Origin of the sequence: Streptomyces sp. A012304 (genome assembly GCF_026008495.1) — a bacterium.
Lineage (GTDB): Bacteria > Actinomycetota > Actinomycetes > Streptomycetales > Streptomycetaceae > Streptomyces.
Genome location: NZ_BQUN01000209.1, coordinates 1 through 21963 on the forward strand (window position 1 = coordinate 1; position 21963 = coordinate 21963).

General features: G+C 70.5%; 19 protein-coding genes and 1 riboswitch. Of the genes, 12 read left to right on the forward strand and 7 right to left on the reverse strand.

The genetic code is table 11. The features are described from left to right. The first annotated feature begins 167 nt into the window (after positions 1-167). The 10 genes from ALMP_RS41875 (at position 168) to ALMP_RS41920 (ending at position 10255) form a co-directional block, all read left to right on the forward strand. On the forward strand, positions 168-776 hold the full coding sequence (locus ALMP_RS41875) for a CDP-alcohol phosphatidyltransferase family protein (RefSeq protein WP_264937283.1): 609 nt from the start codon (positions 168-170) through the stop codon (positions 774-776). Positions 777-890: 114 nt separating this feature from the next. Next, positions 891-3386, forward strand: coding sequence for a mannose-1-phosphate guanyltransferase (locus ALMP_RS41880; protein ID WP_264937284.1), 2496 nt, complete (start codon positions 891-893; stop codon positions 3384-3386). A 108-nt stretch (positions 3387-3494) separates the two neighbouring features. Continuing rightward, complete coding sequence (locus tag ALMP_RS41885) at positions 3495-4391, forward strand: DUF881 domain-containing protein (RefSeq protein WP_264937285.1); 897 nt, start codon at positions 3495-3497, stop codon at positions 4389-4391. Then, positions 4388-4720 carry a small basic family protein gene (locus tag ALMP_RS41890; RefSeq protein ID WP_264937286.1) on the forward strand — a complete coding sequence of 111 codons (333 nt, stop codon included), beginning with the start codon at positions 4388-4390 and terminating at the stop codon, positions 4718-4720. The genes ALMP_RS41885 and ALMP_RS41890 overlap by 4 nt, the downstream gene beginning before the upstream one ends. A gap of 5 nt (positions 4721-4725) precedes the next feature. After that, entirely contained in the window at positions 4726-5559 is an 834-nt protein-coding gene (locus ALMP_RS41895; RefSeq protein ID WP_264937287.1) for a DUF881 domain-containing protein, read from the forward strand. A gap of 82 nt (positions 5560-5641) precedes the next feature. Further along, positions 5642-6526, forward strand: a complete 885-nt coding sequence (locus ALMP_RS41900) for a zinc-ribbon and FHA domain-containing protein (protein ID WP_264937395.1) — start codon at positions 5642-5644, stop codon at positions 6524-6526. Between the two features lie 41 nt (positions 6527-6567). Further along, on the forward strand, positions 6568-7305 hold the full coding sequence (locus ALMP_RS41905; RefSeq protein ID WP_264937288.1) for a MerR family transcriptional regulator: 738 nt from the start codon (positions 6568-6570) through the stop codon (positions 7303-7305). Between the two features lie 84 nt (positions 7306-7389). Continuing rightward, entirely contained in the window at positions 7390-7863 is a 474-nt protein-coding gene (locus ALMP_RS41910; RefSeq protein WP_004934251.1) for a bifunctional nuclease family protein, read from the forward strand. Between the two features lie 235 nt (positions 7864-8098). Continuing rightward, positions 8099-8782 (forward strand): MerR family transcriptional regulator, encoded by a 684-nt coding sequence (locus tag ALMP_RS41915; RefSeq protein WP_264937290.1) that lies wholly within the window; start codon positions 8099-8101, stop codon positions 8780-8782. Positions 8783-8851: 69 nt separating this feature from the next. After that, positions 8852-10255 (forward strand): DNA polymerase IV, encoded by a 1404-nt coding sequence (locus ALMP_RS41920; RefSeq protein ID WP_264937291.1) that lies wholly within the window; start codon positions 8852-8854, stop codon positions 10253-10255. Between the two features lie 241 nt (positions 10256-10496). Here ALMP_RS41920 and ALMP_RS41925 read toward each other — a convergent pair whose 3' ends face one another. Continuing rightward, positions 10497-10868 carry a PRC-barrel domain-containing protein gene (locus tag ALMP_RS41925; RefSeq protein WP_264937292.1) on the reverse strand — a complete coding sequence of 124 codons (372 nt, stop codon included), beginning with the start codon at positions 10866-10868 and terminating at the stop codon, positions 10497-10499. Between the two features lie 113 nt (positions 10869-10981). Beyond that, a riboswitch (glycine riboswitch) is annotated at positions 10982-11077 on the forward strand. Positions 11078-11252: 175 nt separating this feature from the next. On the opposite strand from ALMP_RS41925, the gene gcvP reads away from it, so the two are divergent. Then, positions 11253-14138 (forward strand): aminomethyl-transferring glycine dehydrogenase, encoded by a 2886-nt coding sequence (gene gcvP / locus ALMP_RS41930; protein ID WP_264937293.1) that lies wholly within the window; start codon positions 11253-11255, stop codon positions 14136-14138. Positions 14139-14218: 80 nt separating this feature from the next. Here the strand turns inward: gcvP and ALMP_RS41935 are convergent, their stop codons facing one another. The 6 genes from ALMP_RS41935 to ALMP_RS41960 all read right to left on the reverse strand — a co-directional run bounded on the left by ALMP_RS41935 (position 14219) and on the right by ALMP_RS41960 (position 19962). Next, a complete protein-coding gene (locus ALMP_RS41935) occupies positions 14219-14638 on the reverse strand; it encodes a molybdopterin-binding protein (RefSeq protein WP_264937294.1) in 420 nt (139 codons plus the stop codon). Between the two features lie 28 nt (positions 14639-14666). Next, positions 14667-15722 carry an ABC transporter ATP-binding protein gene (locus tag ALMP_RS41940; protein WP_264937295.1) on the reverse strand — a complete coding sequence of 352 codons (1056 nt, stop codon included), beginning with the start codon at positions 15720-15722 and terminating at the stop codon, positions 14667-14669. Then, on the reverse strand, positions 15719-16549 hold the full coding sequence (locus ALMP_RS41945) for an ABC transporter permease (RefSeq protein WP_264937296.1): 831 nt from the start codon (positions 16547-16549) through the stop codon (positions 15719-15721). The genes ALMP_RS41940 and ALMP_RS41945 overlap by 4 nt, the downstream gene beginning before the upstream one ends. Continuing rightward, positions 16546-17367, reverse strand: a complete 822-nt coding sequence (modA, locus tag ALMP_RS41950; protein WP_264937396.1) for a molybdate ABC transporter substrate-binding protein — start codon at positions 17365-17367, stop codon at positions 16546-16548. Before modA ends, ALMP_RS41945 begins: the two co-directional genes overlap by 4 nt. Before the next feature lie 161 nt (positions 17368-17528). After that, positions 17529-17921, reverse strand: coding sequence for a molybdopterin-binding protein (locus tag ALMP_RS41955; RefSeq protein WP_264937297.1), 393 nt, complete (start codon positions 17919-17921; stop codon positions 17529-17531). A gap of 82 nt (positions 17922-18003) precedes the next feature. After that, complete coding sequence (locus ALMP_RS41960) at positions 18004-19962, reverse strand: amino acid transporter (protein ID WP_264937298.1); 1959 nt, start codon at positions 19960-19962, stop codon at positions 18004-18006. 440 nt (positions 19963-20402) lie between these two features. Here ALMP_RS41960 and ALMP_RS41965 point away from each other — a divergent pair, with 440 nt between their 5' ends. Next, the gene (locus ALMP_RS41965; RefSeq protein WP_264937299.1) at positions 20403-21914 is read left to right on the forward strand and encodes a glycoside hydrolase family 43 protein; all 1512 of its coding nucleotides are present in this window, start codon (positions 20403-20405) and stop codon (positions 21912-21914) included. Positions 21915-21963 lie beyond the last annotated feature (49 nt).

Genomic DNA, 21963 nt, shown 5'->3' on the forward strand with positions numbered 1-21963 from the left:
CCTTACAGCGCCGATGGTACTGCAGGGGGGACCCTGTGGGAGAGTAGGACGCCGCCGAACTCCTCTTAGAGCTCTGGCTCTCGGGCATCAGCCCGAGAGCCAGAGCTTTTTTGCGTTGAGGTAAGGTCAGGGAGCATCGTTGGCTCGTTTTCTACGGAGGCCCCCGGGTGGAGGTCCAGGAGACCCGTGTTCAGACCGACCGGGTCCTCACCATCCCCAACATCCTCAGCATGGCGCGTCTCGCCGGCGTGCCGCTCTTCCTGTGGCTGATTCTTCGACCCGAGTTCGGAGGGCCGCAGAGTGACGGTTGGGCGCTGCTGGTGCTGGCCCTGAGCGGGGTCACCGACTACCTGGACGGCAAGCTGGCGCGGCGCTGGAACCAGATCAGCAACCTGGGCCGGCTCCTCGACCCGGCCGCGGACCGGCTCTACATTCTCTCGACTCTGCTCGGCCTCACCTGGCGGGAGATTCTCCCCCTCTGGTTGACGGCTGTACTTCTCGCGCGGGAACTGGTTCTGCTGGTGATGGTGGCCATCCTCAGACGGCACGGCTATCCGCCGCCGCAGGTTAATTTCCTCGGGAAGGCGGCCACCTTCAACCTGATGTACGCCTTCCCGCTTCTGCTGCTCAGTGACGGAAGTGGATGGTTGGCGTCACTCGCTGCAATTTTCGGATGGGCGTTCGCAGGATGGGGTACAACCCTCTACTGGTGGGCAGGAGTCCTCTACGTGGTACAAGTCCGCCGCCTGGTCCGTGCGGACGCCATGGCCGACTGATCTCGCCGATTGACGCTTAGTAGTGGCTCGATGGCCCGCGGCGGAAAAGTGCGGGACAATCTGGACGGGTGAAGTCGGCTAGACCGTCGTCTCTTCAAGGAGGACGCTTCCGACATGAAGGCCGTCGTGATGGCCGGAGGCGAAGGCACGCGCCTTCGTCCTATGACCTCGAGTATGCCCAAGCCGCTCCTGCCGGTGGCCAACCGGCCGATCATGGAGCACGTTCTGAGGCTGCTCAAAAGGCATGGGCTCAACGAGACCGTCGTCACCGTTCAGTTTTTGGCGTCGCTGGTCAAGAACTACTTCGGTGACGGTGAAGAGCTCGGAATGGAGCTCAGCTATGCCAACGAGGAGAAGCCACTCGGTACCGCCGGAAGCGTCAAAAACGCAGAGGAGGCGTTGAAGGACGACGCCTTCCTCGTCATCTCCGGTGATGCGCTGACCGACTTCGACCTCACCGAGCTGATCAACTTCCACAAGGAAAAGGGCGCCCTCGTCACCGTCTGTCTGACACGGGTCCCCAATCCGCTGGAATTCGGCATCACGATCGTCGACGAAGAGGGAAAGGTCGAGCGTTTCCTGGAGAAGCCGACCTGGGGCCAGGTCTTCTCGGACACAGTGAACACCGGTATCTACGTCATGGAGCCCGAGGTCTTCGACTATGTCGAGGCCGATGTGCCCGTCGACTGGTCCGGCGATGTCTTCCCACAGCTGATGAAGGAAGGCAAGCCGATCTACGGCTATGTCGCCGAGGGCTACTGGGAGGACGTCGGCACCCACGAGAGCTATGTGAAGGCCCAGGCCGACGTCCTGGAAGGCAAGGTCGACGTCGAGATCGACGGCTTCGAGATCTCGCCCGGTGTGTGGGTCGCCGAAGGTGCCGAGGTGCATCCCGATGCGGTTCTGCGCGGGCCGCTCTACATCGGGGACTACGCGAAGGTGGAGGCCGGCGCCGAAATCCGTGAGCACACCGTCGTCGGGTCCAACGTCGTCGTCAAGAGCGGGGCGTTTCTGCACAAGGCCGTCGTGCACGACAACGTGTATGTGGGGCAGCACAGCAATCTCCGCGGCTGCGTCGTCGGGAAGAACACCGACATCATGCGGGCGGCCCGCATCGAGGACGGCGCGGTCATCGGTGATGAATGCCTGATCGGTGAAGAATCGATCGTGCAGGGCAATGTGCGGGTCTACCCGTTCAAGACGATCGAGGCGGGCGCCTTCGTCAACACGTCGGTGATCTGGGAGTCCCGGGGCCAGGCGCATCTGTTCGGTGCGCGCGGGGTGTCCGGGATCCTGAACGTCGAGATCACGCCCGAGCTGGCCGTGCGCCTGGCCGGCGCGTACGCGACGACCCTCAAGAAGGGCTCCACCGTCACCACGGCCCGCGACCACTCGCGTGGTGCGCGGGCGCTGAAGCGGGCGGTCATCTCCGCGTTGCAGGCCAGCGCCATCGACGTAAGGGATCTTGAGAACGTGCCGTTGCCCGTGGCGCGGCAGCAGACGGCTCGGGGAAGTGCCGGCGGGATCATGATCCGGACCTCGCCCGGGGTGCCGGACTCCGTGGACATCATGTTCTTCGACGGGCAGGGCGCCGACCTGTCACAGGGCAGCCAGCGGAAGCTGGACCGGGTGTTCGCGCGGCAGGAGTACCGGCGGGCGTTCCCCGGAGAGATCGGGGACCTGCATTTCCCGGCCAGTGTGTTCGACTCGTACACCGGGTCGCTGTTGCGGAACGTGGACACGACCGGGATCTCCGAGTCCGGGCTGAAGGTCGTGGTGGACGCGTCGAACGGCAGTGCCGGGCTCGTGCTGCCGAGTCTGCTCGGCAAGCTCGGGGTGGACTCGCTGACGATCAACCCCGGTCTGGACGAGTCCAGGCCGACGGAGACCGCCGACATGCGGCGCCGGGGGCTCGTGCGGCTCGGGGAGATCGTGGCGTCCTCGCGGGCCGCGTTCGGCGTGCGGTTCGACCCGGTGGGTGAGCGGCTGTCCCTGGTGGACGAGAAGGGGCGGATCATCGAGGACGACCGGGCGCTGCTGGTGATGCTCGACCTGGTGGCCGCCGAGCGGCGCAGCGGGCGGGTGGCCCTGCCGGTGACCACGACACGGATCGCCGAGCAGGTGGCGGCGTACCACGGGACACAGGTCGAGTGGACGACGACGTCTCCCGACGACCTGACCAGGGTCGGGCAGGACGAGTCGACCATCTTCGGCGGGGACGGCAAGGGCGGATTCATCGTCCCGGAGTTCAGCAGTGTCTTCGACGGTACGGCGGCCTTCGTGCGGCTGATCGGGCTCGTGGCCCGAACGCAGCTCACGCTGAGCCAGATCGACGCGAGGATTCCGCGGGCGCACGTCCTGAAGCGGGATCTGGCGACCCCGTGGGCCGTCAAGGGGCTTGTCATGCGGAGGGTCGTCGAGGCGGCCGGAGACCGCTACGTGGACACCACCGACGGCGTCCGCGTGGTGGAGACCGACGGGCGCTGGGTGATGGTGCTGCCGGACCCGGCCGAGGCGGTCACCCATCTGTGGGCGGAGGGGCCCGACGACGCCTCCGCCCAGGCGCTGCTGGACGAGTGGACCTCGGTCGTGGACAGCGCCGGCCGCTGAGATCACGTACCACGCGCGCGTGTCGGACAAGTGTCCCCGACGGGGCCTGTCCGGCACGCCGGTGGGGCCATTCGGAGGTAGCGGCCGCGACATGCGACGATGTGCGGCATGCCGCAGCAGCCCCCCGTTCGGAGCACACCCGCGCGCGCGTCGCGCCCGGACGCGTCCATGTCGCTGCTCACCAACGTCATGGACCACAGCCTCGACGACGGCTACGCCGAGGCCGCCGCCCGCAGGAAGGCCGAGGACGGCGGTGGCCTGCCCAGGACGCTGCGGGCGAAGCTGGGTCTGGCCGCCGGGCTGGTGCTCGCGGCCCTTGTCGTGACTGTGGGTGCGGCGCAGGCGCGGGTGGCGGCGCCCGTCGTGGCCAAGGAGCGCGAGGAGCTGATCGACCGCATCGACCGCGAGACGGAGGCGGCGGACAAGCTCGAGAGCACTGTGGACAAGCTGCGGGAGGACGTGAGCGCCCGGCAGCAGGAGGCGCTCAAGCAGAGCGGCGGCAGTGGGCAGACGGAGCTGGTGGGGATCCTGGCGGGCGCCGTGGAGGTGCGCGGGCCCGGCATCAAGCTCGTCGTGGACGACGCGAAGGAAGCCACCACCGGAGGCGGCGGCGACCCGCGCGAGACGTCCGGCTTCTCCGACACCGGGCGAGTGCGCGACCGTGACCTGCAGCGGGTGGTCAACGGGCTGTGGGCCTCTGGCGCCGAGGCCGTCTCGATCAACGGACAGCGGCTGACGGCTCTGTCGGCGATCAGGGCCGCGGGCGACGCGATACTGGTCGACAACAAGCCGCTCGTGCCGCCGTACACCGTGCTCGCCGTGGGGGACGGGAAGAACCTCAGCACGCGGTTCCAGGACAGCGCCGACGGGCTGTATCTGCACGCCTTGCAGGAGAATTTCGGGATCCGGACCGCCATCTCCGTGGAGGACGACGTCCGGCTGCCCGCCGCACCGAGTGTGATCGTACGTACAGCACAGCCGAGAACTGAGAAGGACGCATCGTGATCGCCGTACTGGGCCTCGTCGTGGGAGTCGTGGCCGGCCTGTTGGTCCGGCCCGAGGTTCCGGCGGCCGTCGTGCCGTATCTGCCGATCGCCGTCGTGGCGGCGCTGGACGCCGTCTTCGGTGGTCTGCGGGCCATGCTCGACGGCATCTTCGACGACAAGGTGTTCGTGGTGTCGTTCCTGTCGAACGTGGTCGTGGCCGCGCTGATCGTGTTCCTGGGCGACGAGTTGGGTGTCGGCGCGCAGTTGTCGACGGGTGTGGTGGTCGTCCTCGGCATCCGGATCTTCTCCAACGCCGCGGCGATCCGCCGGCACGTGTTCCGGGCGTGAGGCCGATGAGCAACCAGGACGAGATTCCCGCGAACCGGCTGCGCAAGGAGCTGCCCGAGGAGGTGCAGGTGGCCGAGGCGCCGGACGCCGGGCCCGCCGGGACGGGAGAGCCGACGCTGACCGGGCGGCAGCGGCTGGTGAAGGGGCTGTGGCCGCCGCGGGTGACCCGTGCCCAACTGATCGTCGCGCTACTGCTGTTCGGGCTCGGGTTCGGCCTGGCCGTCCAGGTCGCCTCCAACAGCGACAGCGGCAACGCGCTGCGCGGAGCGCGCCAGGAGGATCTTGTGCGCATCCTCGATGAACTCGACGACCGCAGTCAGCGTCTTGAGGACGAGAAGCAGGGTCTCGAGAAGCAGCAGGAAGAGCTGGAGAACAGCTCGGACCAGGCCGAGGAGGCCCGCAAGCAGACGGCCGAGAAGGAGAAGCAACTCGGCATTCTGGCGGGCACGGTGGCTGCGCAGGGGCCCGGCATCACGATGACTATCGAGGACACGAAGGGGACGGTCGAGGCGGACATGCTGCTCGACGCGATCCAGGAGCTGCGCGCGGCCGGCGCGGAGGCGATCCAGGTGAACGGCGTACGGGTCGTCGCAGGCACGTATCTGACGGATTCCGACAAGAGCGTGAGCGTCGACGGGAACAAGATCAACGCGCCCTATCGTTTCAAGGTCATCGGCAAGCCGCAGGACCTCGAACCGGCGCTCAACATCCCTGGAGGCGTGGTGCAGACCCTGGAGAAGGAGCAGGCCACCGTGACCGTCGAGCGATCGACCAAGATCGTTGTGGACGCCTTGCGGGCGGCGAAGCAGCCTGACTACGCTCGGTCGTCCTCGCAGTGAAGCGGGGGTGCATGGGGGCGGTCCGGCAGGGGCATGAGGTTGCGGGGGGTCGGCGCACCGATCGGGTGGTGCGTGGTGGAAACTGTCTGGTGGATACGGACGTTGTGAAGGTGTCCGGGTCGGCCGGTGTATTCAGTCAGGGTTCGTCCTGCCCCACGGGCGGGTCTGTTTCGGTCAAGGGGAATCGCCCGTGAAGTTGTTTGCGAAGTTGTTCGGCAAGAGCGCGCGAGAGGGCAGCGACAACGCGACCGCCCGTCATCGCGCACAGCCTGACGCAGAAGGTCAGCGGCCGCTGTTCCGGGACCAGGTGGGTGGTCCGGGCGGTGACATTTCCGGAGGCCAGGGCGCGGCGTCTGTTGACCCTGCCCAGTCCGGCGGCATAGGTTTCGGCCAACCGTCAACCTCAAGTACGGGTGGAGGGTTTTCCCCTATGTCGGCCCTGGTGTGTACGAGGTGCGGTAACCGCAACGCGGAGAACAGCCGCTTCTGCTCCAACTGCGGTGCTCCGTTGCGTCCTGGCCTGACGCCCGAGCGCGCGTCGGAGACGACCTCCACGATCTCGATCTCCGGTCTCGAGGCCTACGACTCCGAGACCACCGGCCAGACGCAGTTGCCGGCGCTCTCCCCGGAGGCGCAGGCGGCGGTGGACGCGTTGCCGCTCGGTTCCGCGCTGCTGGTCGTGCGCCGCGGGCCCAACTCGGGCAGCCGCTTCCTGTTGGACGGCGACCTGACCACGGCCGGGCGTCATCCGCAGAGCGACATCTTCCTGGACGACGTGACGGTCTCGCGTCGCCATGTGGAGTTCCGGCGCCGTCCCGACGGCTCGTTCACGGTGGCCGACGTCGGCAGTCTGAACGGTACCTACGTCAACCGGGAGCGGATCGACGAGGTTCCCCTGTCGAACGGTGACGAGGTGCAGATCGGCAAGTACCGGCTGGTCTTCTACGCGAGCCAGCGAGGCTACTGACCCTCCGGACTCGGTCCGGGGGGATCCCCCAGGGAAGGTCCATGCTGCGAACACCGAGGGGCGGTGCCGGACACGGCACCGCCGCCGCGGACGGTGGTCCGATGAGCATCGGCACGGTGCTGAACCTGCTGCGCGACGAGTTCCCCGATGTCACCATCTCCAAGATCCGTTTCCTGGAGTCGGAAGGGCTCGTCGAGCCGCAGCGGACCCCGTCGGGGTATCGCAAGTTCAGCGCCGAGGACGTCGAGCGTCTCGGGCACGTGCTGCGCATGCAGCGGGACCACTATCTGCCGCTCAAGGTGATCCGGGAGCACCTGGACGCCATGGAGCGCGGCGAGGCCGTGCCGTTGCCGACGCTGGGCCGGCAGCGGGACGGGGAGGCCGTCCCGGAGGCCTCCGAGGTGCCCACCGCCGCCCGGATCGGGCGGTCGGAGTTGCTGGCGGCCGCCGGGATCGACGAGCGGGACCTCGACGAGTGGGAGTCGTACGGCCTCCTCGTGCCGCTGGAGGGTGGGGTGTACGACGCCGAGGCGGCCACGGTCGCCTCGCTGATCGCCGAGCTGGGGCGTTTTGGGATCGAGCCCCGGCATCTGCGGGTGATGAAGGCCGCGGCCGATCGTGAGGCCGGGCTGGTGGACCAGGTGGTCGCCCCGCTGAAGCGGCACCGGAATCCGCAGACCAGGGCCCATGCGGAGGCCCGCGCCAAGGAGATCGCCGGGCTCACGGTCCGGCTGCACGCGGCGCTGGTGCAGACCGCGCTCGGGGTGCGGCTGCCCTGAGACGGGGGTCTGCGGGTGGGCGGATCGGTCACCCGTTCCCGGCCCGACTACCCAAACGTCCCGAGCACGGCCTAGGGTTGCTGTGTGAACGAGCTCGATGTCGTAGGTGTCCGGGTCGAGATGCCCTCCAACCAACCGATCGTGCTGCTGCGTGAAGTGGGAGGCGACCGTTACCTCCCCATCTGGATCGGACCGGGAGAGGCCACGGCCATCGCCTTCGCCCAGCAGGGCATGGCTCCCGCACGGCCGCTGACCCACGACCTGTTCAAGGACGTGCTGGAGGCCGTCGGCCAGGAGCTCACGGAAGTGCGCATCACGGACCTGCGTGAGGGCGTCTTCTACGCGGAGCTGGTCTTCGCCAGCGGGGTCGAGGTGAGCGCGCGCCCGTCCGACGCCATAGCGCTGGCCCTGCGCACCGGCACGCCGATCTACGGCAGTGACACGGTGCTGGACGACGCGGGTATCGCCATTCCGGACGAGCAGGAGGACGAGGTGGAGAAGTTCCGCGAGTTCCTCGACCAGATCTCGCCGGAGGACTTCGGCACCAGCAACCAGTAGGTACGGGAAGCGGGTGGTGCGCGGTGGCGAGGCCGCCCGTTCCCGGCATGTGCCAACGGAGTGTGAGAGCGTCCTGCGGCTTGCGCTCAGCGCATTCGGCTAGCCTTTCCCCGCGGTGGGGTGCGGGAAACCACTCTTAGGGTGATTATCACTCGGCGTGGCGAGTGTGGCGATCGTTGACGCACCCCTGGTGACTGCCTACCGTCGAGAAGGCAGGTCAAGGACGGAGGTCGGCGTGAGAAGCAGCGGCGACGGTACGGCTGGGGGTGCCCCCGGACTCGGTGTCGGGGGAAGCGGTCCGTACCCTCCCCCAAGCTCTCGGCTCCGCTCAGGCGGAGGCTACGCCCATCACGGCAGCGCGGCCGATCATGTTCCGCAGCGACCGGCGGCCGTGCCGAGCAGCGGAGGGGCGGCGTCCATGGCATCCGAGCAGATCGGCTACCGCGGTCCGACGGCCTGTGCGGCCGCCGGCATCACCTACCGCCAGTTGGACTACTGGGCGCGCACCGGGCTGGTCGAGCCGAGCGTACGGCCCGCCCACGGGTCCGGCACACAGCGCCTGTACAGCTTCCGGGACGTCGTCGTCCTGAAGATCGTCAAGCGTTTCCTCGACACCGGTGTGTCGCTGCAGAACATCCGTACCGCCGTCCAGCATCTGCGGGAGCGCGGGTTCCGTGATCTGGAGCGGATGACGCTGATGAGCGACGGCGCCACGGTCTACGAGTGCACCTCGCCCGACGAGGTGCACGCGCTGCTCCAGGGCGGTCAGGGCATCTTCGGCATCGCGGTCGGTGTGGTGTGGCGGGACGTGGAGAGCGCGTTGTCCCAGCTGCACGGTGAGCGGGTCGACACCGGGGAGACGCTCGTCGGACACAACCCCGCGGACGAGCTGGCGCGACGGCGCAACCGGGCCGTCTGAGACCGCTCACAGGGGCCCCGGGCAGGTGGTCCGGCCTCATTGTCAGTGGCGTGGTGCAGCATCGGAGATGTGAGAAACGCGCCCACGATCCTGCATCTCGACATGGATGCCTTCTTCGCCCAGGCGGAGCAGGCATCCAAGCCGAGTCTGCGCGGGAAAGCGGTGATCGTGGGTGGTCTCGGTCCGCGCGGGGTGGTGGCGACCGCCTCGTACGAGGCGCGGGCCTTCGGGGTGCACTCGGCGATGCCCATGGCCCAGGCGCGCAGGCTCGCGCCGAACGCCGCCTACCTGGTGCCGCGCGGCGGGTTCTACCGGTCGATCAGCGATCAGGTCATGGGGCTGCTGCGGGCGCTGTCCCCGCTGGTGGAGCCGCTCAGTCTGGACGAGGCCTTCGTGGATCTGGAGGCAGGGGGAGCGGCCTGGGACAGCGCCTCGGCGCGGTCGGCGGGCACCCGGCTGCGCGCGGACATCCGGGCCGTCACGGGGCTCACCGGGTCAGTGGGGCTGGCCGCCTCCAAAATGCTCGCGAAGATCGCCTCCGAGCAGGCCAAACCCGATGGGCTGGTGCTGATCGAACCGGGGACCGAGCGGGCGCTGCTGGGTCCCATGCCGGTGCGGACCCTGCCGGGGGTCGGCCCGGCGACGGGCGACCATCTCAGACGGGCGGGCATCACCACCGTCGACGAGCTCGCCGAGGCCGGTGAGGACGAGCTGGTCCGTCTGCTGGGCAAGGCGCACGGGCACGGGCTGTACGCCATGGCGCTGGCCCGCGACGACCGGCCTGTGGTCGCCGAGCGGGAGACCAAGTCGGTGTCGGTCGAGGACACGTACGACGTGGACATCCATGACCGGGTGCGGGTGGAGCTGGAGGTGCAGCGGCTGGCGGAGCGGTGTGTGCGCCGGCTGCGCGGGGCGGGTCTGTCGGGGCGGACGATCGTGCTGAAGGTGCGCCGCTACGACTTCTCCACGCTCACCCGGTCCGAGACCCTGCGCGGGCCCACGGACGATCCGGCGGTGGTGCGGGAGGCGGCGGCACGGCTGCTGGAGTCGGTGGACACCACGGGTGGGGTGCGGCTGCTCGGCGTGGGCGTGAGCGGTCTGGCGGACTTCACCCAGGAGGACCTGTTCGCGCAGGCGGCGGAGGACCGGGGGGAGGGGGCCGAGGAGGAGATCGCGGACGAGCCCGCGCCGGAGGAGGCGGTGCCGGTCGAGCACCGGTGGCGGCCGGGGCACGACGTGCGCCATGCCGAGCTGGGGCACGGATGGGTGCAGGGCAGCGGGCTGGGGCGGGTCACCGTGCGGTTCGAGACGCCCGACTCGGCGCCGGGGCGGGTGCGGACGTTCCGGATCGACGATCCGGATCTGGAACCGGCGGATCCGTTGCCGCTGGTGCGGCGCGGAGAGGGGGAGGAATGGATGGCGGAGACGGTCGGCGGGGCGGGGGAGCGGCGTGCGGGGGGTGATGTCGGATGACGGGTGGTACCGGGCGTGGTGTGACGTGGTCACCAGGGCGGTGCGGCCTGGAGAGGGAGGCGTCGATCGGGTGATTCACCCGGTGGGGCGAGCGGCGTGCGGGGCTGTTGCCGGGTGACGGGTGGCGCGGCGTGCGGAGGGGGCGGGGGTCGGCGGGTCGCCCGGTGGGCCGACGGAGGTACGGGGATCGGTGGGGGCGTTCACGCGCCGATGGCCTTCGGGGGCGCGGACGCCATTCGGCTCAGCTCTCGTCGGTGCCGGCCAGCCTGCCGAAGTCGTGGTCGGGGACCGACGGAGGGGCGGACACGTCGAGGCCGTAGTGGTGGTAGAGCTGGAGTTCCTGCTCAGGGGAGAGGTGGCGGCCCACGCCGAAGTCGGGGGCGTCCTTGATCAGGGCCCGGTCGAAGGGGACGCGCAGGGTGCCCTCGACCAGCTCACTGGGCTCCAGGGGGACGAAGGCGTCCCGGGAGAACAGGCCGGTCCGTATGGCCGCCCACTCCGGCACGCCGGTCGCGTCGTCGAGGTACACCTCGTCGATCGTGCCGATCTTGATGCCGTTGCGGTCGAACGCCTTGCGGCCGATCAGGTTGCGCGGATCGGTGTCGGTCTGCACGGGCCCTCCAAGTGGTCGCAAATCATCCGTAAGCACTACAAAAGAGCACATCGGGGCGAGCGGCCACTCGAAGTCGGCGGCATTGACCTCGCTGGTAGTCTGGCAACGGCTGCTGACCCCGTGCGGGAGAGTCCTCCGGACACCATCGGAGGCGCCGAAGGAGCAAATCCTCCCCGGAATCTCTCAGGCTCACGTACCGCACGGACGAGGTCACTCTGGAAAGCAGGGCGGGTGTCGACGGCTTCCGCTCTCACCGACGGTGAAAGCCGGGCGCCCGCGGGCGGCCGGTGAAGCTCTCAGGTTGAGATGACAGAGGGGGAGGCCGTCCGGGTACCCGTGCCGTGGTGCCCCTCGAAGGTCGCGTCAGACCAGGAGGCCTCCGCAATGACCGCCCATCGCATTCCGCTCTCCGACCTCGAACAGGGAATTCCCTTCGAGCATCGCCACATCGGGCCCGACCAGGAGGCGCGGGCCAAGATGCTCGCGCAGGTGGGGTACGGCTCGCTGGACGAGCTGACCGCCGCCGCGGTGCCGGATGTGATCAAGAACGCCGATGCCCTGGACCTGCCGGACGCGCGTTCCGAGGCCGAGGTGCTCGCCGAGCTGCGTGCGCTGGCCGACCGCAACCAGGTGCTCGACTCCATGATCGGGCTCGGGTACTACGGGACCTTCACTCCGCCCGTCATCCTGCGCAACGTCATGGAGAACCCGGCCTGGTACACGGCCTACACGCCGTACCAGCCGGAGATCTCGCAGGGGCGGCTCGAGGCGCTGCTGAACTTCCAGACCATGGTCGCGGACCTCACCGGGCTGCCGACCTCGGGTGCCTCGCTGCTCGACGAGGGCACGGCCGCCGCCGAGGCGATGGCGCTGTCCCGGCGCATGGGCAGGAACAAGAAGGGGCTGTTCCTGATCGACGCGGACGTGCTGCCGCAGACCATCGCCGTGATCGAGACCCGGGCCGAGCCGACCGGGGTCGAGGTGGTCGTCGCCGACCTCAGCGAGGGCATCCCGGCCGAGATCGCCGCGCGGGAGATCAACGGCGTGCTGATCCAGTACCCGGGCGCCTCCGGTGCCGTACGCGACATCGAGGCGGTGATCAGGCAGGCGCACGAGCTGGGGGCGCTGGTGACCGTCGCCGCCGATCTGCTCGCGCTGACGCTGCTGAAGTCGCCCGGTGAGCTGGGGGCGGACATCGCGGTCGGCACGACGCAGCGGTTCGGTGTGCCGATGGGCTTCGGCGGGCCGCACGCCGGTTACATGGCCGTCCACGAGAAGTTCGCGCGCAGCCTGCCCGGGCGGCTGGTGGGCGTGTCCGTGGACGCCGACGGGAACAAGGCCTACCGGCTCGCGCTGCAGACGCGTGAGCAGCACATCCGGCGGGAGAAGGCCACCAGCAACATCTGCACCGCGCAGGTCCTGCTCGCCGTCATGGCCGGCATGTACGCCGTCTACCACGGGCCCGAGGGGCTCAGGACGATCGCCCGGCGCACCCACCGGTACGCGACCGTCCTCGCCGCGGGACTCACGGCCGGTGGCGTCGAGGTGGTGCACGGTTCCTACTTCGACACGCTGAGCGTCCGGGTGCCCGGGAAGGCCGCCGAGGTCGTCGCCGCCGCCCGCGCGAACGGCGTCAACCTGCACCTCGTCGACACCGACCAGGTGTCGCTCGCCTGCGACGAGACCACCGGGCGGGCGCAGGTGCGTGCCGTGTGGGCCGCCTTCGGGGTCGACGGCGACATCGAAGCGCTGGACGCGGCCACCGAGGACGCCCTGCCGGCCGCGCTGCTGCGCACCGACGAGGTCCTCACCCACCCCGTCTTCCACCAGCACCGCTCCGAGACCGCGATGCTGCGCTACCTGCGCCGACTGGCCGACCGGGACTACGCCCTGGACCGCGGGATGATCCCGTTGGGCTCCTGCACCATGAAGCTCAACGCGACCACCGAGATGGAGCCGGTCACCTGGCCGGAGTTCGGGCAGCTGCACCCCTTCGCGCCGGCCGAGCAGGCGCAGGGCTACCTCACGCTCATCCGGGAGCTGGAGGAGCGGCTCGCCGAGGTCACCGGGTACGACAAGGTGTCCCTCCAGCCGAACGCCGGGTCGCAGGGCGAGCTGGCCGGGCTGCTGGCCGTACGGGGGTACCACCGGGCCAACGGTGACGAGCGGCGGACGGTGTGCCTGATCCCGTCGTCCGCGCACGGCACGAACGCCGCCAGTGCCGTGATGGCCGGTATGAAGGTCGTCGTGGTGAACACCGCCGAGGACGGCGAGATCGACGTCGAGGACCTGCGGGCGAAGATCGACAAGCACCGTGACGAGCTGGCCGTGCTGATGATCACCTACCCGTCGACGCACGGGGTGTTCGAGGAGCACGTCGCGGAGATCTGCGCGCAGGTCCACGAGGCCGGCGGGCAGGTGTACGTGGACGGCGCCAACCTCAACGCGCTCGTCGGGCTGGCCAAGCCGGGGCACTTCGGCGGTGACGTCTCGCACCTGAACCTGCACAAGACGTTCTGCATCCCGCACGGGGGCGGCGGTCCGGGCGTCGGCCCGGTGGCCGTACGGTCGCACCTGGCGCCGTATCTGCCCAACCACCCGTTGCAGCCGGCGGCCGGGCCCGAGACGGGTGTGGGGCCGATCTCGGCGGCGCCGTGGGGGTCCGCGGGGATCCTGCCGATCTCCTGGGCGTACGTGCGGCTCATGGGCGGCGCGGGGCTGAAGCGGGCCACGCAGGTGGCGGTGCTGTCGGCGAACTACGTCGCCAAGCGGCTGGAGCCGCACTACCCGGTGCTGTACACCGGCCCCGGCGGGCTGGTCGCGCACGAGTGCATCATCGATCTGCGGCCGCTGACCAAGGCGACCGGGGTGAGCGTCGACGACGTCGCCAAGCGGCTCATCGACTACGGGTTCCACGCGCCGACCATGTCGTTCCCGGTGGCGGGGACGCTGATGATCGAGCCGACCGAGTCCGAGGACCTGACCGAACTCGACCGGTTCTGCGAGGCGATGATCGCCGTTCGTGCGGAGATCGAGAAGGTCGGCTCCGGCCAGTGGCCCGCGGACGACAACCCGCTGCGCCACGCCCCGCACACCGCGGGTGCGCTCGGCGGTGAGTGGGAGCACGCGTACAGCCGGGAGGAGGCCGTCTTCCCGGCCGGGGTGTCCGCCGCCGACAAGTACTGGCCGCCGGTGCGCCGGATAGACCAGGCCTTCGGGGACCGGAACCTGGTCTGCTCGTGCCCGCCGCTGGACGCGTACGAGGACTGAGCGAGCGGCCTGGCGAGGCGTGTGAGGGGCTCCCGGACCGGTCAGGTCGGGAGCCCCTCGGCGTACGCGGTGTCACCGTGTCACGAGGTCGTGAGGGCGACCTCGGTCGACTTGATCAGGGCGACCACGGTGGAGCCCGCCGCCAGGGCGAGGTCGGTGGCGGCTTCCCGGGTGATCGCGGCGGTCAGTTCGGCGCCCGCGACGGATACCCGGACGGCGGCCATGGCGCCGCCGGTCGTGACGTCGGTGACCGTGCCGGGGAGCTGGTTGCGGATCGAGAGGCCCTCGACGTGCGCGGTGGCGAGGGAGACCTCCGTCGACTTCACCAGGGCGCGTACGGAGGTCCCCTCGGACAGGGCGAGGTCGTCGGCCGCCTCCTGGGTGATCGCCGCGGTGAGGTCCTGCCCGCCGGTCAGACGGATCCTCACGATGGCCATGACCTCGCCGGTGGTGACGTCGGTGACGGTGCCGGGGAGCTGGTTGCGGATGCTCAGCGTCATGGCGCCCCACCGTAGTGCTCGCGAGGGGTCAGGCCGGGTACGCATGGGTCTGTGCCGCTTTCACCGTTGCCCAGACCGGGGCGCCGGGGTGGAGGTCGAGTTCCGCCGCGGCGACCGTCGTCAGGTCGGCGGCGACGGGCAGTTCGCCGGTGAGGTCGGCGCGGATCTGGTCCCCGTGGGTCTCCAGGCCGGCGACCTCGCAGCGCCACAGGTTGCGGGCGCTGGAGCCGGTGGGGCGGTCGCGGAAGAGGGTGACGGCGCTGGGCGGGAACGCCACGTAGACGGGCCCGGAGAGGACTTCCGTGGTGGTGAGGGCGGGGCCCGCGTCGAGGTGGACGGTGTGGCCCTCGGCCCGGCCCCGGTAGAGGTTGAGGCCGACGAGCTGGGCGATGTAGTCGGTGCGGGGGTGGCGGGCGATGTCGGCGGGGGTGCCTTCCTGGACGATCCGGCCGTGCTCGACGACGACCAGCCGGTCCGCGAGGACCATCGCGTCGAGCGGGTCGTGCGTCACCAGGACGGCCACTGCCTCGAACTCGGCCAGGTGGCGGCGGAGCTGGGCGCGCACCTCCAGACGGGTGCGGGCGTCCAGGGCCGCCAGCGGCTCGTCCAGGAGGAGCAGCCGGGGTCGGGTGGCGAGGGCCCGGGCGAGGGCGACGCGCTGGGCCTGGCCGCCGGAGAGACGGCGGGGCTTGGCGCCGGCGTGCTCGGTGAGACCCATGCGTTCCAGCCAGACGGCGGCCTCGGCGCGGGCCTCGGCCTTGCTCGCGCCCTGGCAGCGCGGGCCGAATGCCACGTTGTCCAGGGCGGTGAGGTGCGGGAACAGCAGGTAGTCCTGGAAGACGACGCCGACCGGGCGGGCCTCGGGCGGCGTACGTTCCAGTGCCGTGCCGTCCAGGTGGAGGTGGCCGTCGGTGAGGGCGGTGAGGCCGGCGAGGGCGCGCAGGGCGGTCGTCTTGCCGGCACCGTTGGGGCCGAGGAGGGCGAGGACGTCGCCCGGGGCGGCGGTGAGGGTGATGTCCAGTCGGAACGGGGCGTGCGTGACGACGAGACGGGCGTCGAGGCCCTGACCCGCTGCGGCGGTCATGACGGTGTCATCCAGCGGTCCCGCAGGCCCGCCAGGACCGCGATCGAGACGGTCAGCAGGACCAGGCTGAGGGCGATGGCGGCCTCCGGGTCGTTCTGCAGGGCGAGGTAGACCGCGAGCGGCATCGTCTGGGTGCGGCCGGGGAAGTTGCCCGCGAAGGTGATCGTCGCGCCGAACTCGCCGAGGGCGCGGGCCCAGGCCAGGACCGCGCCCGCCGCGACGCCGGGGGCGATCAGGGGCAGGGTGACCCGGCGGAAGGCGGTGAAGCGGGAGGCGCCCAGGGTGGTGGCGGCCTCCTCGTAGCGGGGGTCGGCGGCGCGCAGGGTGCCCTCGACGCTGATGACGAGGAACGGCATCGCCACGAACGTCTCGGCGAGCACGACGCCGGCCGTGGTGAAGGGCAGCGTGATGCCGAACCAGGAGTCCAGCCACTGGCCCACCACGCCGTTGCGGCCGAGGGCGAGCAGCAGGGCCACGCCGCCCACGACCGGGGGCAGTACCAGCGGGAGCGTGACCAGGGCGCGGACCAGGCCCCGGCCGGGGAACTCCGTACGGGCCAGGAGCCAGGCCAGCGGCACGCCCACGACCAGGCTGAGCGCCGTCGCCGCCGTGGCGCAGACCAGGGACAGCCGCAGGGCCTGCCACACCTCGGCGCTGGTCAGCTGCTCGGGCAGGCTGTGCCAGGGGGCCCGGACGAGGAGGGCGACCAGGGGGAGGACCAGGAAGGCCAGGCCGAGGAGGGCGGGGAGGAGAAGCGCGAACGGCACGCCCGTGCGGACGCGCCGTGCGGCGCCGCCGCGCAGTGTGTCCGCGGTCGGGGAGGTCACGGCTGGAGGAACCCCGCCTCGGAGAGCGCCTGCCGGCCCTCGGCGGACCGCACCAGGTCGATGAAGGCCTTGGCCGCCTCGGTGTTCGGGGCGTCCTTGAGCAGGGCGATCGGGTAGTCGTTGACGGCGTCGGCCGACTCGGGGAAGTCCACGCCCTCCACCTTGGCACCGGCGGCGTGCACATCGGTCTTGTACACCACCGCGGCGTCGGCCTCCTTCAGCTCGACCTTGGTCAGGGCGCCCTTGACGTCCTGCTCGTAGGAGACCGGGGTCAGCTTCAGGCCGGCGGCGTCCAGGGCCTTCTGGGTAGCGGCGCCGCACGGCACCGACTTGTCGCAGAGGACGACTTTCAGACCGGACCGGGTGAGGTCTTCCAACGAGGTGATCTTGTCGGGGTTGCCCGGCAGGGTGGCGATGGCGAGCCGGTTGCGGGCGAAGACGACCGGGGCGGTGGCGTTGTCCCGGGCGTCCGTCACGATCGCCATGGTCTTGGGGCTGGCGGCGGCGAAGACGTCGGCGGGGGCGCCGCCGGTGATGCTCGCGGCCAGCGAGTCGCTGCCGGCGAAGTTGAAGGCGACCTCGGTGCCGGGGTGGGTCTTCTCGAACTTCTCGCCCAGCGCCGTGAAGCTCTCCTCGAGGGAGGCGGCGGCGAAGACGGTGACCGTGCCGGAGAGGCGGGGGGAGGACGAGCCGTCCGCGGAAGCGGCGGCCGTGTCCGAGCCGGACGAGGAGGAGCAGGCGCTCAGGGCCAGCAGCGTCGCCGCCACCGTGCCGGCCGCCCGCGGCAGGCGGCGGGTGGGGCGCGCGGAACGGGTCAGCACGGTGAACTCCTCGATGTCGTGGCCCGGCGGCGTGCGGCGGTCCGTCGAACGGCCTGGCGTGATGATTGTGCCGCATATGCAAGCCGTACGTCCCCTGTCGTATCGCATGAGCGAGGAGAGGGGCCGTTCTCGGTGGCATGTGCGTTCGTACCAGGCGGTCAGGAGCGGTCGATGTGGACGTTCGTCGACTTCACACGGGCCGTGGCCTCCATGCCCACCTCCAGGCCGAGTTCCTCGACGGCCTCGCGGGTCAGCAGGGAGACGAGGCGGTGCGGGCCGGCCTGGATCTCCACCTGGGCGGCGACGTCGCCTAGCTTGATCGCGGTGACGATGCCGGGGAACGCGTTGCGGGCGGAGGTGTACGACGGGTTCTCCTCGCCGCCGGAGCCGGCGAGTTCGACGGAGAACGCGGCGAGGTCCCTGCCGTCGATGAGGCGGCGTCCGGTCTCGTCGCGGTGGGTGGCCACACGGCCGGCGTCCGCCCAGCGGCGCGCGGTGTCGGGGCTCACGCCGAGCAGCCGCGCGGCCTGGCCGATGGTGTAGGACTGCATGCCGGTCACGATAGGCGCAGACGGGCGGGGCGGCGGCGGTGGGGCGTCGCGGTGCGGGGGGTGTGAGGGCCGGCGGGATGTCTCAGCCGGTGTGCACGCGCGGGCGGCGGGCGCGGTCCGGTTCGGCTACGCGCAGGACCTCTCGGGTGACCGGGGCGACCTCGCCCTGGCCGAAGAGGAAGAAGCGCAGGAAGTTGGCGAACGGGTTGCCCTCGGTCCACTCGAAGTAGATGTGCGGGATGCGGCCGGTGGTGTCGCGGACGTGGAGGAGCAGGGCCGCCAGGGCGTTGGGGATGGAGGAGGACTCCAGGGTCAGGACGCGGTAGCGGTGGTGGAGCACTTCGCCGCGTACCGTCAGGCCCGCCTCGAACTCCGACGGGTCGAGAACCGTCACCTCGACGAAGACGAAGTCCTCGCCGGGTATGTCGTTGTCCTGCTGGATCTGCTCGATCTTGTCGCGGTACTCGGCGTTGTCGCGCCGGTCGGGCTCGTTGGCGATGAAGCGGATCTTCCGGCTGGCGATGTCCCGGATGAACCGTTCCGCCAGCGGGTCGAGCGTCACGCTCGTCACGCGCAGCTCGAAGGCGCGGGCCAGACGCGAGAGGAGGGAGACGAGGATGATGCCGGCGATGAAGCAGGCGCCGATCTTCACGCCGTCGGGGCGCTCGATGACGTTGGCGACCGTCGTGTAGAGGAACACCGCCGAGATGACGCCGAAGGCGATGGTCCAGCCCCGCTGTCCGGCCTTGCGGGCGGCGATGGTCACCGCGATCGCCGCGGAGCTGATCAGGACCAGCACGCCGGTGGCGTACGCGCCGCCCTGCGCGTCGACGTCCGCGTCGAAGATCCAGGTGACCAGGAAGGCGATCAGGGTGAAGACGACGACCATCGGGCGCACCGCGCGGGCCCAGTGCGGTGCCATGCCGTAGCGGGGCAGGTAGCGCGGCATCAGGTTGAGCAGTCCGGCCATGGCGGAGGCGCCGGCGAACCACAGGATGGCGATCGTGGAGACGTCGTAGACCGTGCCGAAGGCGTTGCCCAGGTAGTCGTGGGCCAGGTAGGCCAGCGCGCGGCCGTTGGCGTCGCCGCCGTCCTCGAACTGCTTCTCCGGGATGAGCAGGGTGGTGATGAAGCTGGTGGTGATGAGGAAGCCGCTCATGACGAGGGCGGCGGCGGTGAGCAGCTTCTTGGTGTCGCGGATGCGGCCGGTCGGCTTCTCCTCGGTGTCGCCGGCGTCGCCCTGGACGTGCGGCATGACGGCGACGCCGGTCTCGAAGCCAGACAGGCCGAGGGCGAGCTTCGGGAAGACGACGAGGGCGACGCCGATCATGACGAAGACATTGCCGTGCTCGGCGGTCAGGGCACTCGACCAGTCGGTGACGACATGCCCCTCCGTGATCACGTGCCACAGGCCGACGGCCACGACGACGGCGTTCAGCGCCAGGTAGACGCCCACCAGGGCGACGGCCACGCCGATCGCCTCCAGGAAGCCCTTCAGGAAGACCGCGCCGAGCAGCGCCACCAGGACGAGGGTGATCAACAGACGCTGGTCGTGCAGGGCACCGGTGAGATGCGGGTTCTCCACCAGGTGGGTGGAGGCGTCCGCCGCGGACAGGGTGATGGTGATCAGGAAGTCGGTGGCGGCGAAGCCGAGGAGGGTGAGGACGAACAGCTTGCCCTGCCAGAAGGACAGCAGCCGCTCCAGCATCGCGATCGAGCCCTCGCCGTGCGGGCTCTCCTCGGCCACGCGGCGGTAGACGGGCAGGGCGCCGGCCAGGGTGACGATCACCAGCACGATCGTGGCGATCGGTGACAGCAGTCCGGCCGCGAGGGCCGCGATGCCCGGCTGGTAGCCGAGGGTCGAGAAGTAGTCGACGCCGGTCAGGCACATCACCCGGTACCAGGGCTGCCCCTTGTGGGCCGGCTCCGGCGCGGCCTGCGCGCCCTGCCCCGGTCGGCCGCCGCCCTTGCCCATGTCGGACAGACCCTCCAGCATCCAGGCGCGCAGGCGACTGGGCGGGGGGTGCTCGGTGGTGGCCATCGGCGTGCTCCTGAGGTACGGCTCGGCGTGCGATCTCCGGCCATCACGCGGACGGCGGACGGCGGCATCAGCGTAAGCGGAGAGTGACGCGCAGGCCTGTGGATGAGGGCGCTCGCGGCGTCAATCTTCCGTTAAGACTGGGCCGGCCGACGCCGTCGTCCGATCAAGAGCCCAGTTGGCGGGAGTGGTGGCCCCTCGACGCGCCTCACGAGGGGCGGAGTGGGGCGCGCTCGGCTCCCGACACCCAGCGTCATGGTGCCGGTCGCCCGCGCTCGGCGAACGGAGGCCTGCGACCGCCGTCGGGCCGGGTCGTGTCCACCGGGTCGCCGGGCGCGTTCTTGCCGCGTCCGCAGGACCCTCCTACAGTCCGCTCCGTAATGTTCGCCACTGAGGCCGAATGTTTCGATCGCTTCTGTCGGACTGTTGGAGGGCTGACACCCATGCGGACGTACGAGAACCCCGTCATCGCCGGCTTCCATCCCGACCCCAGCGTCTGCCGGGTCGGGGAGGACTACTACCTGGTCTGCTCCAGCTTCGAGTACTTTCCGGGCGTCCCGATCTTCCACAGCCGTGACCTCGTGCACTGGCGGCAGATCGGCAACGTCCTCGACCGGCCGGGACAACTGCCGCTGCCGGACGACCTGCCCGCCTCGAACGGCATCTACGCGCCCACGATCCGTTACCACGACGGCCTCTTCCACGTGATCACCACGAACGTCGGCGGCGGCGGTAACTTCCTCGTCACCAGCGAGCGCCCCGAGGGCCCGTGGTCCGACCCGGTCTGGATCGACGTGCCCGGCATCGATCCCGACCTCGCCTGGGACGAGGACGGCTCCTGCTGGTGCGCGCTGGCCGGGGTGGGTGTGGCGCGCATCGACCCGCACACCGGGAAGGTCCTCGAAGGGCCGGTCCGGGTGTGGTCCGGCAGCGGGCGCCAGCATCCGGAGGGCCCGCACCTGTACCGCATCGGCGAGTGGTGGTACCTGCTGCTGGCGGAGGGCGGCACGGCGCAGGGACACAGCGTGTCGATCGCCCGGGCCCGCTCCCCCAGGGGGCCGTACGAACCGGCTCCCGGCAACCCGCTGCTCTCCCACGGCGGCACCGATCTGCCGATCCAGTGCACCGGGCACGCGGACCTGGTGCAGGCGGCCGACGGCAGCTGGTGGATGGTGCTGCTCGGCACCCGCCCGCGCGGCTGGTTCCCCCAATTCCACGTGCTCGGCCGGGAGACGTTCCTGATACCGGTCGAGTGGGTCGACGGCTGGCCCCGGGTGGGCCCGGTGGGCGAGCGGCACCCGGCGCCGACCGCCTGGCACCCGGTCGAAGCCGAGCCGGAGCGCGACGACTTCGACGGCCCCGCCCTCGCCCCCTGCTGGATCTCCCCGCGCCGCCGGGCCGAGGGCTCCTGGTCGCTGGCCGACCGGCCGGGCCGGCTCACGCTCACCGCGACCGGCGACAGCCTGGACCGCCCCGGCCACACCTTCGTCGGCCGCCGCCAGCGCCACCCCGACAGCCGTACGGCCGCCCGGCTGGAAGCGGGCTCCGCGCGGGCCGGGCTCTCCGTCCGCCTCGACGAGGCGCACCACTACGACCTCGAGGTGGGCGGGGGAGAGGTCGCGGTCATCGCCCGGATCGGTCCCGTACGGCAGTCGATCGTGCGGCGGCCGGCGCCGGACGGGCCGCTCACCCTCGTCGTGGAGACGCGGACCGAGTCCGTGCTGCCGCCCACCGCGACCGTCGCGGGACAGGAGGTCCCGGGGGTCCGGGCGGCCGGCCCCGACACGATCGCCTTCTCCCTCGAGACGGCCGAGGGCGGCGAGCCGCTCGCCGAGCTGGACGGGCGGTATCTGTCCACCGAGGTGGCCGGCGGCTTCACCGGTCGGGTCATCGGCCTCTACGTCACCGAGGGGACCGCCGCCTTCGACTGGTACGAGCACCGGTCCACCCGCTGAGCCGCCGTGGACGGATTACCTGTGTTCAAGGGGTTGCCACCCGTCGGAG